The organism is Lysinibacillus sp. G4S2, assembly GCF_030348505.1.
In the GTDB taxonomy this organism is placed as follows: domain Bacteria; phylum Bacillota; class Bacilli; order Bacillales_A; family Planococcaceae; genus Lysinibacillus.
On the sequence record NZ_JAUCFJ010000002.1, the window covers coordinates 2,074,702 to 2,089,612 of the forward strand.

Below are 14,911 nucleotides of genomic sequence, written 5' to 3' on the forward strand. Positions count from 1 at the left end.
AGGATGTTGTATTCTTCTTCATAACAATACGATGCCGTATTTTTTTTGCAAGGCTTGTTAACTCTATGGAAAACGCACCTGATAGTACATAAAAAATTTAACAAGACCGTGTGTCGTAGAATATAAAAGTATTCAGCAAAACTTTTTTAAACTTAATCTCATTACAAAATAAAGGAAGAAGCCTGTATTTTAAAGGCTCTTCCCTTTTTTTGTATTTAATGCTTGCAAACTTAAAAGTTATAGTGTACTATTCAACTAGTACACTATAACACGAGGTGTTTGAGTTGAAAAATTTTGCAGGGTTATTTAAAAAGGAATGGGTGCTTTTTAGGGCATGGCTATTTGTTGGGATTTTTGCAGGGATTATGTTGTCATTGGTGATTCCATATTTAGTAGAGCGATTTGTTGATGGCTTTACATTACCGAAAAATCAGCTGTCATTTGCACTCACAATGATGGTGATTGTATTAGGCGGATTTTTTTCGGTATTACAATTTTTAGCTAGTATGCGACATGATTTAAAGATCAAAGAAATATGGCTACATTCCACTAGTTCTATTTCACAGCTTGTAGGTGTTAAAGTTATTTTTTCCCTAATTGGATATGCTATCTACAATTTAATTTTTATAATTATAGCCATGTACAATGTAAAAGATGAGTTTGTTGCCAACTTTGGACAAATATTATTAGCACTAATACTTACTGTAGGACTTTCAGTCATTTTACAATGGATGATGCTTGTCATGCTGCTATTATTTTTAGCATTTTATCTCCAAATGAAGCACTTTATTGGTCGCTTTTCCATTGTTATTATGATGGGTGCTTTTTTCTTCAGTATGAATTTATGGTATAAATTTACTGAAAGCCAGCTGTACGCTAATATTTTCCTACATATTGAAATTCCATTAGATTGGTTGGAACACTATTTACCTAAGGCAAAAGTATCGACTATGGACTTTAATATCAGCACGCTTTACGTTGTGGAGGAAGTAGGGATTACAATTTTGATCGCAATCCTATTTATCGTAGCAACGAAGTGGCTTGAAAAGGTGGTTTTACGATGACAATCGACTTTTCACGTGATAAGCCCATATATAGCCAACTTGTAGATAGGATATGTGGAGATATTTTGAAAGGAAAGTTAGTGCTTGGGGATCGACTTCCTTCTGTTCGAGAATATGCAGTCGAAACAGGTGTTAATGTAAATACCGTACAACGCGTGTATAAGGAGTTAGAAGCCATGAATATAACGGAAACGAAACGAGGTCAAGGTACATTTATTACAACCAATGAAGAGCGGATTGATCTTTTACGAGAAGATATGAAAAACGAATTGGCAGATAATTTTTTATCTTCCATTGAAGCACTTGGATTTTCCAAGGAAGAGATGCTCGTTGTATTACAAAAAAATCGTGAGGTGAAATAAATGCTACAACTTTCCAATGTTTCTTTTCGTTATATGAAAAAGCCAATTTTGCAAGATGTGACTTTTTCTATTCCGGTCGGCCAAATCATTGGGCTTGTTGGAGAAAATGGGAGTGGCAAGTCGACACTATTAAAAGTATTAGCGGGCTTATTACGACCATCTAGTGGTGAGGTCTTGCTAAATGGAAAGGCTGTTACACGTAGAAGTGCTGATCAGATTGCTTATTTACCAGATATTGATTTGTTTTTTGATTTTTACACAGGAGAGCAGCTTTTTCAGCACTATGCCTCTCAATTTGAAGATTTTTCGTATGATAAGGCATGTATCGTTGCAGAGTTTTTAAACGTTGATAAAAATATGAAGCTACGGCAATTATCAAAGGGGAACCGAGGTCGAATGAAAATGGCCGCAACTCTTGGGCGAGAAGTACCCTTTTATTTAATGGATGAGCCATTTTCTGGCCTGGATCCAATTGTTCGTGAACAGCTTATTAAAGGGTTAATTCAATTTACAGATATTGAACACCAAACAATACTGTTATCAACGCATGAAGTATATGAGGTAGAACCTATTTTAGATCAAATCATTTTACTACAAAATGGATCGATTATTGCACATGAGGAAGTAGAGACGATTCGAGATATTACGAATAAGGATGCTGTGCAATGGATGAAGACGTATTATAAGAAAGGATGAAATTAATGACAACACAACCAATAGTTCAATTGCAAAATTTATCAAAAACTATTCGTGGTAAGCAATTAATTCAGCAATTAAATATCGATTTATATCCAGGTCAAATCACTGGATTTTTAGGACCAAATGGCGCAGGGAAAACGACGACTATTCGTATGATGACAGGGCTTATGCATCCAACAGAGGGGAAAGTTATTGTTGATGGCCTTTCCTTACAGGAGAATTATGAAGAAGCAATTAGTAAGATCGGCGTAATTGTAGAAAACCCGGAAATGTATAAATTTATGACGGGTTATAAAAACTTATTGCATTTTGCGCGCATGCATAAAAACGTCACAAAAGAGCGTATTGAAGAGGTGGTTAGACAGGTCGGTCTAGAGAAACGCATTCATGAAAAAGTATCGACGTATTCACTTGGGATGCGTCAGCGTTTAGGACTTGCTCAGGCACTACTTCATCGACCAAAATTTTTAATTTTAGATGAACCAACAAATGGTCTAGATCCAGCAGGCATTCGTGAGTTTCGTATGTATTTACGTAAAATCGCGGCTGAGGATGGAGTATCTGTTTTTGTTTCTAGCCATTTATTATCTGAAATTGAGTTAATGTGTGATCGAGTTGCTGTCATACAAAATGGTAAGCTTATCGATATTCGTGATATTCACATTGAAACTTCTTCGTTTTATTATATTGAAGCTACACCAAATGAACAGGCTGCTGCTCACCTACAAAAGCTCGATTACAAATTTGTTAAAGAGAATAATGGTTACGTGGTAGAAATAAAGAAAGAGGATATTCCGAAACTAATTACGCAATTTGTCAATGAAGATATTCAATTATTTGCCGTACAACCACATCAAAAAACATTAGAGGATCAATTCTTAGAAATGACAGGAGGTGGCCAAATTGCTGAAGCTAATTCAAAATGAATGGATGAAATTGTGGCATAAAAAAGGAACTTGGGCAATGGTCGCACTATTAATCCTCTTTATTGTTGGTCCTGGTATTATGATGAAATACTATGATACAAAAACGACAGAGGATATATCGTGGCAGGAAAGTGAACAACAGGTCATTAATAATAATAAAGACATGTTGAAGGGTGACGATGTTTCAGAAGCAGATAAAAAACACATTGAAGAGCAAATTGCTATTTCTGAGTATCGATTAGCAAATGACGTGCCATCTCAAACAGAGGGAAGCCTTGCAAGCTTTATGTCATTTGCAGGTAATATGCTAACTTTAGTGACATTGTTTACAGTGATTATCGCAGCAAGTATCGTATCAAATGAATTCTCAACAGGTACGATTAAAATGCTGTTAACACGTCCGATGTCACGTGCAAAAATATTAACTTCAAAATTATTGATAACCTTCATATTCGGACTCTTTTTAGTTGTTGTCAATGTAGTAGTTAGCGCTCTAGTAGGGTTAATACTATTTGGCGGTACAACGGGTGTTGAATTAGAGATGGTCAATGGTCAGATTGTTGAAAAAGCAGTATGGAATGATTTAGCATATCACTACTTACTGTCTGGCGGAGACTTTGTGATGTCAACATTGTTTGCTTTCTTAGTGGGCTCAGTTTTCCGTTCAAGCTCTTTAGCGATTGGTTTAACGATGTTCTTATCGTTTATGGGTGGAATGATTGTGATGTTCTTAAGTAGATACGAATTTGTTAAATATATTTGGATAACACATTCTAATTTAACACAGTATGAAAGTGGTAATTTAATGGTAGAAGGTATTACAATGCCATTCTCTCTTACAATTCTCGCGATTTATGCGGTTATTTTCCTTGTGATTAGCTATACGTCCTTCATGAAACGTGATGTGACAGCATAAAAAAGACACGGTATGAAATTTGGTTTTCGTACCGTGTTTTCTATTTTATTTCTGAATCTACAAATGTTTGGAAATAATTTGCTGTAGCTTTGCTTGAATATTAGGTAAGTCCTGTATCGTAATTGTTGTTCTGAAATTGCTTTCGTCCATATCTAAAGCTTCAGAGAAGAAGCTACCAATACCTCTTACTTTTCGATCAATTTGCATGAGTAATTCTACTGAATGATTAGTTTGAGATAAAAAGACGATTTCAAGTTCATCTAAATGTCCTCTAAATTGCCCAGTTGGCACAAATTCAAACTCTTGAATGAATGGATAGTACCCACGGAATTTGGCTGGCGCTTGCTCACATTCGGCTTCGCGTAAACGGAATCCAAGTCCGTTAATTGCACCGAGAATACGTTCTGCAAGCTCGGAAGGTTGGACACGAATGTAATCTCGATCATTTGGGTCTACTGCATTTTTAATATCAAGCCCAGTTTGAATCCATACTTTTGTTTTACCCGCCGTAATAGGTGTTTCGAATGGCAATGTGAATGAAATAGGAAATACTTTCTTCTCACCGCTGGCAATCACAAATGGCTCTGTTACTTTAACTTTTTGTAGAGCTGCGACTTCCGTATATTTATGGTCATTAGATTCTCGAATGTAAGTAGTATTCACCGACAAAAAAATAGTATCGACTTGCTGCTCAACATTTCCACCTTGTACAACGATTTCACCACGCATAACTTCTCCCGCCTGGTATGTAGACTTCTCTAGTATTGTATCGACTGTTGCCGAGCCAATCCCAATACTTGCAAATGCTTTGTTAAAAAATGACATCCAAATTCCTCCTATTGACTTTTATAATTATACATACGCATAATTTTGGAAAAGGTTTCAAGACGTGAACAGTTTTCGATATAATGAATGAAAAACTAGAGAGGCATACTTATGGAGACAGAATGGTTACGAACTTTTATTGTTGCTGCGAAAACAGAGAATTTTCGTGAGACGGCAGAACAACGTTTTATTACTCAATCGACAGTATCGAAGCATATGCAACATCTAGAAAAAGAACTTCAAGCAACGCTTTTTGAAAGACAGGGTAAGCATGTGAAATTAAATCATATTGGTGCCCATTTTTTACTACAAGCAGAGAAAATGATTGCAACAATTGATGAAGGATTACAAAATACTGCGTCCTTTATGAATGGGTATACATCTCAGTTAACAATTGGTGTTGCACCTCAAATCGCTAATTCTACTTTACCGATAATCATTCATACATTTCAGCAGCAAAGACCTGCCATTCAAATAACGATTGAACTGTTAAAATCCAATGAAATCGGAGAAGCGGTATATGCAGGTGTAGTAGATATCGGCTTATCAAAATTGACAACAACACGAGACATTCACGAAGTTCTTCTAGCACAGGAACCACTTCAATTGATTGCTCCGATGTCAAAAAGAGCAACAGATGCACTGACTCTTTTACAGCAGGAAACTATTTTAACACATGAATATGCACCTTATTGGCAAGACATACAACAAGTACTACAACGATTCCCAAGCTATAAAAGTATGAATATTAATCAAACAGAGGTCATCAAAAACTTTGTCAAACATGGATTAGGTATCGCCTTTTTACCAAAGAGTGTGATAGAGGCGGAATTTCAGCAGCAATTGCTTCATAGCTACTCGGTGCAGGAATTTTCCCATATTGTTTCAAATACCTATTTTTTATCGAAATATTTGTCTGCGGATATTGAGGCATTCTTAGCGGTTTGTCATTCCATCTACTGACTAAAGGAACAAGCTAATAAACCCTATTGCCGCTTTAAACATAGACATAATTTGGTCAAAATTAGTTCTAATCAAGCTTTATTCGCGTTAATCTGCATCATTTATTCATATTTACCTTTTAAACTGTGGAATGTCAGAATTGATACCTTAGTTTAAGGAGGAGTGGAAAAATGAAAGCAGGAAAAATAATGTTTAGTTTGTTAGTTGCAATATCTGTATTATCTGCTTGTATTGCTAATGAGGATAAGAGATTTACGTATGAAGAAATTAAAAATAGTACAGTAGAACATATCCATGGTTTAGGTTATATAAATGGTCAACAAGAAATAGCCATAGCAACGCACAATGGTTTATACAAATATGGTCAAGATGGATGGCGAGAAGCGAATGGTCAGAAACATGATTATATGGGCTTTCAAGCGACAAGAGATGGTTTCTTTGCGAGCGGACATCCCGAAAAAGGATCAAATTTGAAAAATCCATTTGGCTTAATAAAAAGTACTGACAGCGGTGCGAGCTTTGAACAATTGTCGTTTTATGGAGAAAACGATTTCCATTATCTTGCAGCTGGTTATAATTCTAATATGGTGTATGTTTATAATGAAACCGCTACTAATGACATGGAAGTTGGATTACATTTTTCTGAAAATGAAGGGGAATCGTGGACAAAGGTTAAAATGAAGGGATACAACTCGAATACACTTTCTAATTTAGCAGCACATCCACGAAAAAGGAGCTATTAGTAGTAGGGAGTCAAGATGGGGTATTTATGTCCAATGATTAAGGTGAAAACTTTACATTAATCAATCATGCTAAAATGGTGACATTTGTGATATTAAATCAAATAGGCGGATTCTATTCAAATTTCGAAAATGAGCAAGTAAAGCTTAAGGCATTCTTCTTTGATAAAAAAGATGAAAAAAACATTCCATTACCTAAAGAAGAAAATTTACAGCCCATTTTATATATCGCAACAAACCCTGAAAATCCTAAAGAAATCGTTTTTATGACAAACAATATTGATATTTATCTAACGAAAGATGAAGGTATTACTTGGAATAAACTTGCTGCCGAGGGTGAGTTATTAGAATAAAAATAGAAGGTGTTTCTATATGTATAGTTTGATGTCGAAAATAAGCCAAATCATCAGTGAACCTATAACAGTATTTTTAAACTCCTATGAACATTCACCGTTTATTATTGCGATTCTACTTGGATTAATAGGCGCATTAGCACCTTGTCAATTATCGGGGAATATGAGTGCTATCACTTTTTATGGAAGTCGAACATTGCAAATGAAAAGCAATTGGCAAGAAATCATGTTTTTTATACTTGGGAAAGTCGTCGTTTTTAGTTTAATCGGCTTATTTGCTTGGCTTTTCGGTCAGTCCTTTGAAACTAAGATGACTAAGTATTTTCCTATTTTTCGCCAAGCAATTGGTCCAATCATGCTTATAACAGGACTTGTGTTGGTTGGAATTTTAAAATTAAAATTTCTGAATCGAATTCCTTCGTATATTCCGACCGTTTTAAAAGAGGGGAAATTGGGTTCCTTTCTGATGGGTGCTAGTTTTTCCATTGCTTTTTGTCCAACGATGTTCGTTCTTTTCTTTGTGTGGTTAATGCCAACAGTCGCTACATCTTCGTATGGATTAGTTTTGCCGGCGATTTTTGGTGTGGCAACCTCTGTACCCCTTTTGGTGATACTTGGGCTTATTCATTTATTTGATGCAAAAAGATTCATTATGCGGACAAGCATGAAAATGGGGAGAATCATTCAAATCGGAGCGGGTGTTGTTCTGATTATTATAGGCGTAACGGATACGATTACATACTGGGGATTGTATTAAAGAAAATATAGCAAAAAGTATGGTACAAGTAAGGGTAGTAAAAACATAATAGCGATATCTACTTCAATATTTCGCCTATCTCCCATTAAAATAAACCATTTTTGTACCTTGGTTGAACAGGAGAGAAGCGAAATTTTTTTTGATTTCATTAATGGTAAAGTGCTTTTATGTATAATAGAGTAGACAATGCTAAAATTTTCTTTTAAAAATATATAGAAAGAGTGAAAAAAATGATTAGTGCAACATTATTATTTATCCTCGCAGGTATCGGCGAAATTGGGGGCGGCTATTTAATTTGGCTTTGGTTAAGAGAAGGTAAACCGTTTTATTGGGGCATTATAGGCGGGATTGCGTTAGCTTTATATGGAGTTGTCGCTACTTTTCAGACCTTCCCAACCTTTGGAAGGGTCTATGCAGCCTACGGAGGAGTCTTTATTGTCCTTTCCATTTTGTGGGGCTGGGGAATCGACGGGAAAAAACCAGATGTCCTAGATTGGGTCGGAGCAGGTATTTGTTTAATTGGAGTGATGGTGATTTTATTACCTCGTTCATGATAGGATAAATGTTTCCTTAAAATATTTTTATGAGCCTTCACAATTTGAGTAAAATCATGATTGTGAAGGATTTTTTATATAAAAATTAATTTTTTTGTAAAAAATAAAAGATTTTGTAACGAATCCTATTTAATATCTATATATAAGTGTCACCGTTAAGATTCTAGTGAGGGGAGGGAGGACAGTGGAGAATTTAAGTGAAATTTACAAATCATATGCAGATGAAGTAAAACGATTTCTTATTTGTTTAACAACTAATGTCGATTTAGCTGAGGAACTGACGCAAGAAACCTTTTATCAAGCTGTAAAGTCGATTGAGCGATATAACGGTGAATGTAAGATGTCTGTTTGGTTATGTCAGATTGCAAAGCATACATACTATAACCATTTAAAAAAGGAAAAACGTCATAGCCATATGAGTGTGGAACACATGATGGAAATAGGGTTGGATGTACCATCTAATGCGGAATTACCAGACGAGGAACTTGCAAAACGTAATACATTTATTTCATTACATAGAGAAATTCATCTATTAAAAGAACCGTATCGTGAAATATTTTTACTTAGAACTTCCGTCAATCTTAGCTTCAAAGAAATTGGAGAGATATTCGATAAAAGTGAAAACTGGGCAAGGGTAACATATTATCGAGCCAAATTAAAATTAGTAGAAAGGATCCGAGGTGAACTAAATGAACTGTAATATTATAAAGGATTTATTACCCTCTTATATTGATGGTATTTGTAGTGAAGATACTACTAAAGTTGTCGAGGAACATTTAAATTGTTGTGAAGAGTGTAGGTTACATCTAGATGTGATGGAACAGCCAACAACTGATATTCTGCCAGAAGAAGTAATAGTAGCAAAAGCACCATTTAAAAAAATTAATAAAAAGCGTCGTATTCAAGTTTTAATTACCATTTTGATTACTTTTAGTATCACAATCATAGGCTCACTAGTTGTTCAAGAAGTGGGAGCTGTAAATCAAATCTTTTTTCCAATGAGTACTGCTACTGTAAATTTAACAGATGATAAAGATGAGTGGACTACATTATATTTTGACGATAAGGATTATTTAAAGTTCGATAGTGTTTTTTGGAACAAGGAAATCGTTAATCATGCAAATAGTAATAGTGATGTAATTTTAAGAATAAAAGATGAAAATGGCCATATTGTAGTAGATGAATTTAAGCTATCCCCTGGGAAAAGCGTGAAATTGGATGAACTAAAGAATAATATAAAATATTCTTTTGAATTGAAGGCTAAAAAAGGGCAATTTCTTATTAATGTAGTTTGAAAACTTGAAAGCCACTTTAAAAAGAGGGATATTTAACGCGTTTAAATTCACGAAAAAATAGAAGAATGTATATTTTTAATTGAAAATATACGTTCTTTTTGTTTACCTATAGAAATATATTTTGGCGGATTAGAAAATAAACAAAAAGCACAAAGAAGAAGGACTTTTAGAATTTGAATCGAAATATCTTAAAGTAATCCCAAAAAAGTTTGGAGGTCGCAATTTTGTTACTTTATTTCTGATATATATCATCAGCCTAAAATTAAAAAATAATTTAGGAGTTGATATATGTTGATATACAAAAATTCACTTGATGGAATTTCTTCTGATATGCTGAATGGCTTTTTTGTTGATTGGCCTAATCCACCAAATCCACAAACTCACTTAAAGCTGTTAAAACACAGTAATAAAGTGGTCATTGCTTTAGACGATAATACGAATCAAGTAGTTGGATTTATAACAGCGATTAGCGATGGGGTTCTATCAGCCTACATTCCGTTCCTTGAAGTTTTGCCAGACTATAAAAATAAAGGCATTGGCAAGGAATTAGTCAAACAAATGTTAAAAGAGCTTGATGATATTTATATGGTTGATTTGTGCTGTGAGGATGACTTAGTTCCTTATTATGAGAAGTTTGGAATGATAAAAGTAAACGGAATGGTCGTTAGAAATTACGAAATGCAGTCTGGAATTTCAAACAAATAAATATAAAGAAAAACGCTTGGACTTTCCAAGCGTTTTTTACGTACTAAATTATTCTGTTTACTGCGATTCCATTTGTGAGAAGGTCTGCTTTTTTACTGTTCTATATTTAAAAATGTTATTTTTTTATTGCAACAAAGCGTAATCTACAATAATCAGCAACCCATTGATTGTCCTGATAATTCATAGGCTTTAATAATTCTTCGCATTTTGCATAGATCTGTTCTTTTTCAGTTTCTGATAAATGCTTGAGCATATTATTGCTGAACATTACTAGCCAATTACGTAGTCCATCCTCGCCTTGAAGAGGTGTTGGGCGCTCATATAGTGTAATCATTTCAACAGTAAAGCCTGCATTTTCTAATTTCGACTGATATTCTTCTAAAGTTGGAAAATACCATGGGAAATATTCTTCTATATAAGATAGTTTTAATTCCTCCATACTTTTTTGAAGTGCCCATACAATCGAAGCAATATTACCGTGGCCCCCCATTTCAGCAACGAATTGACCACCTTGTTTAAGTGCAGTGTAAATATTTTGAATGACTCCATCCGGCTGCTTCATCCAATGAAGGGCAGCGTTTGAGAAGACCGCATCAAATTGATTTGTCATGTGAAGTGCGGTAGCATCCAGTGTGTGAAACTTAATGTCAGGATATTTTTGCTGTGCAGCGAAAATCATATCGTGCGAGGCATCTATCCCTTGAACATTGGCACTAAGCGATGCAATTTCATGTGCTAAATCACCTGTGCCACAACCGACATCTAAAATTTTTTCATTTTCTTGTGGTGCAAGTAAGTCTACTAAGCTTCCTCCAAATTTTGAAACAAAGTCATGCTTTTGATCATATAAATTGGCATTCCATGTTGTTGTCATTTCTCTTCATCTCCTTTGTTTGAGCATAACAGAGAGTTTAGGTGAACAGAATTGCGGAAAATGATCAGTTTTGATTCCATATTGGAATATAGGGAGGGATTATACTAACCTCAATAAACATCAATTTAGCATTAATTTTGGAGATCCTTATCATAAGTAAGTGCGGTTTTTTTAAAGAACTTAACTGCAGATAGAAAGAATACACAAAAGAATCACCAAGAATTATGCATTTTAGAATATGGTCCAGATTTAAAAGCAAAAAGATGGTGTAGGATTGAATAAATAAGCAAAAAAGAACCTAATCTGGTTCTTTTTTTGCTTATTAGACCGGTTAAGTTAGTCTAATATTGTGACCTTTAATTGTTTTACTCCAAAATTAATTGCATCTTGTTGAGAAGGGAAAAAGACATCGATTCGATTTCCTTTAATTGCACCGCCAGTATCCCCTGCGATTGCTTCACCATAGCCTTCCACATAAACTTTACTACCCAGTGGAATTACAGTTGGGTCAACTGAGATGACCTTCGCATTTGGGTTTGTTTTAAGGTTAATTCCAGTAGCAGTAATACCAGAACATCCCTCACATGAAGCCGTATAGGCTGAAGCTTTCACTAAAAGTTCCTTTGAAGCAGTATTATTTGTTGATGGAGCAGTTGCTTTAGGTGTATTCTCCTTTGAAGCAGTATTATTTGTTGATGGAGCAGTTGCTTTAGGTGTATTCTCCTTTGAAGCAGTATTATTTGTTGATGGAGCAGTTGCTTTAGGTGTATTCTCCTTTGAAGCAGTATTATTTGTTGATGGAGCAGTTGCTTTAGGTGTATTCTCCTTTGAAGCAGTATTACTTATTGATGGAGCGGTCGCTTCAGGTGCACTATCCTTTGAAGCTGTTTTACTTGTTGATGAAACAGTTTCTTCAGGTTTACCCTCCATTGCAGTTGTATTATTTGTTACTAAAGTTGTAGTTTCCTTTGCTGCATGAGCTGCAGGCTTTATTGGTTTGTCAGTTACAGCCGTACTCGTTTTCGTACCATTAATAATGGATAGATTTAAACCTGGATGAATAAGGTCCGTATGTAATTGGTTCCATTCTTTAATTTGCGAAACAGTGACTTGATGATCTAGGGCTATGTCCCATAGTGTATCACCTTGCTTAACGGTATATTGTTGTGCAATGGTAAGGACATCGCCAGGGTGAATAAGGTTAGTAGGAATATGATTCAATGTTTTGATATTTTCTACAGAAGTATTATGTGCACGAGATAAATCCCAAAGAGTATCTCCTTTTTGTACGGTAATTGTTGCAGCTTGAGCATTAGCACCTAAAGTTGCCGAAAGCATTGCAACGGGTACAATTGAAATTATTTTTTTAAGCATTTATTAATCCTCCATGTGCGTTCTTAGTTGTTAATGTAAAATCATCGTAACATAGATTTTTCTGAGAAAAAGAACAAGGAGGTGTTAATTTGATTTCGTCTATGGCATTTATATTGCAATAATATTACTAATAGTAAAGGATACTATTTCCATGACGAAGATACCTGATTCATTAAGGGTTAAATGTGATAATGTTTATACATTAAATAAATTTAATAAATGAGGGATAATCATGTCAGTTGTGAACCTGTTAGCTTCTCAATTAAATCGAAACGATGAAGAGCCAAATATTGAGCTGGCACATAAATTAGTTAATGAAGAAAATTATACGTGCATAGAAGAAATAATTGAAAACCTAACTTGCAAAGATAAAAAGATTCAATACGATTGTATTAAAGTAGCGTACGAAATTGGGCAAGTTAAACCAGAACTCATCAGTAAGTATGTCCTGACTTTTATAGAGTTGCTAAAAAGCCCTAATAATCGTTTAGTCTGGGGTGGAATGACGGCATTAGCAACGATTGCGGAGGGAGCATCAGAAACCATTATGGCTCATCTTAATATATTAAAAAGTGCTATAAAAGTTGGTTCAGTTATTACAATTGATAAAGGTGTCCTAACTCTTGCGAAGCTAGCAGCTGTCAGTAAGGAAAACAATGATGTGATTTTTCCAATATTACTTCATCACCTTGAGAATTGCAGAACAAAGGAAATTCCTCAGCACTCGGAAAGTACGCTATTAGCCGTAACAGATGAAAATAAAGAGGAATTATTGAAAGTGTTACGAAAAAGAGAAAAATACCTAACTGCACCACAATTAAAAAGAGTCAAAAATATTTATAAAACATTAGAAGCTTAATAAAAATTGTGAAAATTCCCCTATATGTGCCGTGCCATTAATGTGAATTTTAGCACCAGCGATGTTATTAGGGATTATTGAATAAATGTTCATAAAATAAAAACCGCACTTGGCCGCGTTACGGAGAACCGTATCATAAGTAGTGCGGTTTTAATGAAAATATAAAAAGCTGGTTCGATTCAGCTTTTTAGTGAATCTGTATAGCTCCATTTGAACCTTTCATTACTTTGATCCGTAGAGTCATTTTTTACTAAAATCACAATTATAGACAATTGATGTTAATATACTATTCATTCGATTTTTAACATTCAATAATTGCTCCTTGTAAATATAAATAGCATTTAAATGTCCAAAATAATAAATTTTGGGTAAACCGCTCTTAGCTCCCTTAAGGAGAGCTGTTCGAAAAATATAAATAAATCTAAGCTCAGTAAAGTGTATAGTGTACTGCAAAATATAGGGCAGTATAACAGTGGTTTTTTCAGAGAAGCAGATTTTATAAAAAATAATTTGACATTTTGTACTGTTTTTTTGTATTATATTGAACAAAAGAATGCCCGGACTAGAACGGGAGAGGTTCATAGCTGATACCCTCTATAAAAAACTATGGAAACATGATAATTATGCCATGTCCATATCGGACGTGGCTTTTTTTATGTTTTTACTTATGTTTTAATAGAACGATTGGTGATGCCTCTCTTGAAAAGTGTTGGGAAACATTTTACAAGGAGGTTTTTTTATGTCTGGCCAAAGCCTAGAAGAAGGACTGACGGATTTAACATTATTGGGGAACCAAAGTACAAAATATTCATATGTCGTTTAATGAATCACGATATTAATCCAGAAAAAATTGATTATCGATAAATGCGGAATTGAATAGTTCAATCAAGAAAGAGGTATTTAGCTACCCTCTAAAAAAAACTAAGAAGAAGCAGTATTTTTTTTCTTATAGTGCTGTTTTTTTGATACAAGGGAGATTTTACACATGAAGCAGGAAAAAGCAATTGTTGTATTTAGTGGAGGCCAGGACAGTACAACTTGTTTGTTCTGGGCAAAGGAACGTTTTCAAGAGGTTGAGGCAGTAACTTTTGATTATGGTCAAAGGCATCGTCTTGAAATTGAATGTGCGAAGATGATAGCAGGGGAGCTCGGTGTCAAGCATCACATTCTTGATATGTCACTCCTGAACCAGCTTGCTCCGAATGCATTGACACGACAAGACATAAAGGTAGAAGACGGTGAAAATGGTGAGCTTCCATCGACTTTTGTACCTGGTCGAAATCTTCTTTTTCTTTCATTTGCAGGCGTTTTAGCGAGCCAAGTAGGAGCTAAGCATATTGTAACTGGCGTTTGCGAAACAGATTTTAGCGGATATCCGGATTGCCGAGATGTTTTTATTAAATCCTTGAATGTAACGTTAAATTTATCGATGGATGATTCCTTTGTGATTGATACACCGTTGATGTGGCTCAATAAGGCTCAGACATGGGAGCTTGCTGATCAGTTTGGAGCACTTGAATTTGTTCGGGAAAGAACGTTGACTTGCTATAACGGTGTAATAGCAGATGGCTGTGGTGAATGCCCAGCATGTAAACTGCGAAAAAAAGGGCTTGATGAGTATTTGAGTTATAGGAAGGAGTCTTAA

The 14,911-nt window shown here is 34.9% G+C and carries 18 protein-coding genes and 1 riboswitch; of the genes, 15 read left to right on the forward strand and 3 right to left on the reverse strand.

Translation table 11 applies throughout. The features are described from left to right. Nucleotides 1–275 precede the first annotated feature (275 nt). From QUF91_RS10590 to QUF91_RS10610, 5 genes are read left to right on the forward strand one after another with little or no spacing between them, the layout of a single operon-like run. A complete protein-coding gene (locus tag QUF91_RS10590) occupies nucleotides 276–1,064 on the forward strand; it encodes a hypothetical protein (RefSeq protein ID WP_289417743.1) in 789 nt (262 codons plus the stop codon). Then, nucleotides 1,061–1,426: a GntR family transcriptional regulator gene (locus tag QUF91_RS10595; protein ID WP_289417744.1), complete on the forward strand. Its 366-nt coding sequence runs from the start codon at nucleotides 1,061–1,063 to the stop codon at nucleotides 1,424–1,426. The genes QUF91_RS10590 and QUF91_RS10595 overlap by 4 nt, the downstream gene beginning before the upstream one ends. Further along, nucleotides 1,427–2,122, forward strand: coding sequence for an ABC transporter ATP-binding protein (locus QUF91_RS10600; RefSeq protein WP_285400402.1), 696 nt, complete (start codon nucleotides 1,427–1,429; stop codon nucleotides 2,120–2,122). It abuts the gene before it with no gap. 5 nt (nucleotides 2,123–2,127) lie between these two features. Next, the gene (locus QUF91_RS10605) at nucleotides 2,128–3,051 is read left to right on the forward strand and encodes an ABC transporter ATP-binding protein (RefSeq protein WP_285400403.1); all 924 of its coding nucleotides are present in this window, start codon (nucleotides 2,128–2,130) and stop codon (nucleotides 3,049–3,051) included. Continuing rightward, a complete protein-coding gene (locus tag QUF91_RS10610; protein WP_289417745.1) occupies nucleotides 3,020–3,967 on the forward strand; it encodes an ABC transporter permease in 948 nt (315 codons plus the stop codon). Before QUF91_RS10605 ends, QUF91_RS10610 begins: the two co-directional genes overlap by 32 nt. Before the next feature lie 57 nt (nucleotides 3,968–4,024). Here the strand turns inward: QUF91_RS10610 and QUF91_RS10615 are convergent, their stop codons facing one another. Next, entirely contained in the window at nucleotides 4,025–4,792 is a 768-nt protein-coding gene (locus tag QUF91_RS10615) for a sporulation protein (RefSeq protein WP_289417746.1), read from the reverse strand. A gap of 111 nt (nucleotides 4,793–4,903) precedes the next feature. Here QUF91_RS10615 and QUF91_RS10620 point away from each other — a divergent pair, with 111 nt between their 5' ends. The 8 genes from QUF91_RS10620 (at nucleotide 4,904) to QUF91_RS10655 (ending at nucleotide 10,159) form a co-directional block, all read left to right on the forward strand. After that, nucleotides 4,904–5,755 (forward strand): LysR family transcriptional regulator, encoded by an 852-nt coding sequence (locus tag QUF91_RS10620; protein WP_289417747.1) that lies wholly within the window; start codon nucleotides 4,904–4,906, stop codon nucleotides 5,753–5,755. 170 nt (nucleotides 5,756–5,925) lie between these two features. Next, nucleotides 5,926–6,498, forward strand: coding sequence for a F510_1955 family glycosylhydrolase (locus QUF91_RS10625; RefSeq protein WP_289417748.1), 573 nt, complete (start codon nucleotides 5,926–5,928; stop codon nucleotides 6,496–6,498). Between the two features lie 86 nt (nucleotides 6,499–6,584). Next, nucleotides 6,585–6,848 (forward strand): hypothetical protein, encoded by a 264-nt coding sequence (locus QUF91_RS10630; RefSeq protein WP_289417749.1) that lies wholly within the window; start codon nucleotides 6,585–6,587, stop codon nucleotides 6,846–6,848. Between the two features lie 19 nt (nucleotides 6,849–6,867). Beyond that, nucleotides 6,868–7,605, forward strand: a complete 738-nt coding sequence (locus tag QUF91_RS10635) for an urease accessory protein UreH domain-containing protein (RefSeq protein ID WP_289417750.1) — start codon at nucleotides 6,868–6,870, stop codon at nucleotides 7,603–7,605. Between the two features lie 230 nt (nucleotides 7,606–7,835). Then, nucleotides 7,836–8,159 (forward strand): YnfA family protein, encoded by a 324-nt coding sequence (locus tag QUF91_RS10640; protein ID WP_285400410.1) that lies wholly within the window; start codon nucleotides 7,836–7,838, stop codon nucleotides 8,157–8,159. A 184-nt stretch (nucleotides 8,160–8,343) separates the two neighbouring features. Next, complete coding sequence (locus QUF91_RS10645; RefSeq protein WP_289417751.1) at nucleotides 8,344–8,859, forward strand: RNA polymerase sigma factor; 516 nt, start codon at nucleotides 8,344–8,346, stop codon at nucleotides 8,857–8,859. Continuing rightward, complete coding sequence (locus QUF91_RS10650) at nucleotides 8,849–9,454, forward strand: zf-HC2 domain-containing protein (RefSeq protein ID WP_289417752.1); 606 nt, start codon at nucleotides 8,849–8,851, stop codon at nucleotides 9,452–9,454. The genes QUF91_RS10645 and QUF91_RS10650 overlap by 11 nt, the downstream gene beginning before the upstream one ends. Nucleotides 9,455–9,745: 291 nt before the next feature. Further along, a complete protein-coding gene (locus QUF91_RS10655; protein WP_289420044.1) occupies nucleotides 9,746–10,159 on the forward strand; it encodes a GNAT family N-acetyltransferase in 414 nt (137 codons plus the stop codon). Nucleotides 10,160–10,274: 115 nt separating this feature from the next. Here QUF91_RS10655 and QUF91_RS10660 read toward each other — a convergent pair whose 3' ends face one another. After that, nucleotides 10,275–11,033, reverse strand: coding sequence for a class I SAM-dependent methyltransferase (locus tag QUF91_RS10660; RefSeq protein WP_289417753.1), 759 nt, complete (start codon nucleotides 11,031–11,033; stop codon nucleotides 10,275–10,277). A gap of 336 nt (nucleotides 11,034–11,369) precedes the next feature. Continuing rightward, on the reverse strand, nucleotides 11,370–12,407 hold the full coding sequence (locus QUF91_RS10665) for a LysM peptidoglycan-binding and 3D domain-containing protein (RefSeq protein ID WP_289417754.1): 1,038 nt from the start codon (nucleotides 12,405–12,407) through the stop codon (nucleotides 11,370–11,372). Between the two features lie 232 nt (nucleotides 12,408–12,639). Between QUF91_RS10665 and QUF91_RS10670 the strand changes: the two genes are divergently transcribed. Then, nucleotides 12,640–13,266 carry a hypothetical protein gene (locus QUF91_RS10670; protein WP_289417755.1) on the forward strand — a complete coding sequence of 209 codons (627 nt, stop codon included), beginning with the start codon at nucleotides 12,640–12,642 and terminating at the stop codon, nucleotides 13,264–13,266. 567 nt (nucleotides 13,267–13,833) lie between these two features. Beyond that, nucleotides 13,834–13,880, forward strand: a riboswitch (PreQ1 riboswitch). A 371-nt stretch (nucleotides 13,881–14,251) separates the two neighbouring features. Beyond that, nucleotides 14,252–14,911 (forward strand): 7-cyano-7-deazaguanine synthase QueC, encoded by a 660-nt coding sequence (gene queC, locus QUF91_RS10675; protein WP_289417756.1) that lies wholly within the window; start codon nucleotides 14,252–14,254, stop codon nucleotides 14,909–14,911.

Excerpts from the sequence above, each read along its gene's own strand:
- queC (WP_289417756.1), top strand. The coding sequence starts at position 14,252 with ATGAAGCAGGAAAAAGCAATTGTTGTATTTAGTGGAGGCCAGGACAGT.
- QUF91_RS10615 (WP_289417746.1), bottom strand. The coding sequence starts at position 4,792 with ATGTCATTTTTTAACAAAGCATTTGCAAGTATTGGGATTGGCTCGGCA.
- QUF91_RS10640 (WP_285400410.1), top strand. The coding sequence starts at position 7,836 with ATGATTAGTGCAACATTATTATTTATCCTCGCAGGTATCGGCGAAATT.
- QUF91_RS10605 (WP_285400403.1), top strand. The coding sequence starts at position 2,128 with ATGACAACACAACCAATAGTTCAATTGCAAAATTTATCAAAAACTATT.
- QUF91_RS10595 (WP_289417744.1), top strand. The coding sequence starts at position 1,061 with ATGACAATCGACTTTTCACGTGATAAGCCCATATATAGCCAACTTGTA.
- QUF91_RS10665 (WP_289417754.1), bottom strand. The coding sequence starts at position 12,407 with ATGCTTAAAAAAATAATTTCAATTGTACCCGTTGCAATGCTTTCGGCA.
- QUF91_RS10600 (WP_285400402.1), top strand. The coding sequence starts at position 1,427 with ATGCTACAACTTTCCAATGTTTCTTTTCGTTATATGAAAAAGCCAATT.
- QUF91_RS10660 (WP_289417753.1), bottom strand. The coding sequence starts at position 11,033 with ATGACAACAACATGGAATGCCAATTTATATGATCAAAAGCATGACTTT.
- QUF91_RS10670 (WP_289417755.1), top strand. The coding sequence starts at position 12,640 with ATGTCAGTTGTGAACCTGTTAGCTTCTCAATTAAATCGAAACGATGAA.
- QUF91_RS10625 (WP_289417748.1), top strand. The coding sequence starts at position 5,926 with ATGAAAGCAGGAAAAATAATGTTTAGTTTGTTAGTTGCAATATCTGTA.
- QUF91_RS10635 (WP_289417750.1), top strand. The coding sequence starts at position 6,868 with ATGTATAGTTTGATGTCGAAAATAAGCCAAATCATCAGTGAACCTATA.
- QUF91_RS10650 (WP_289417752.1), top strand. The coding sequence starts at position 8,849 with ATGAACTGTAATATTATAAAGGATTTATTACCCTCTTATATTGATGGT.
- QUF91_RS10620 (WP_289417747.1), top strand. The coding sequence starts at position 4,904 with ATGGAGACAGAATGGTTACGAACTTTTATTGTTGCTGCGAAAACAGAG.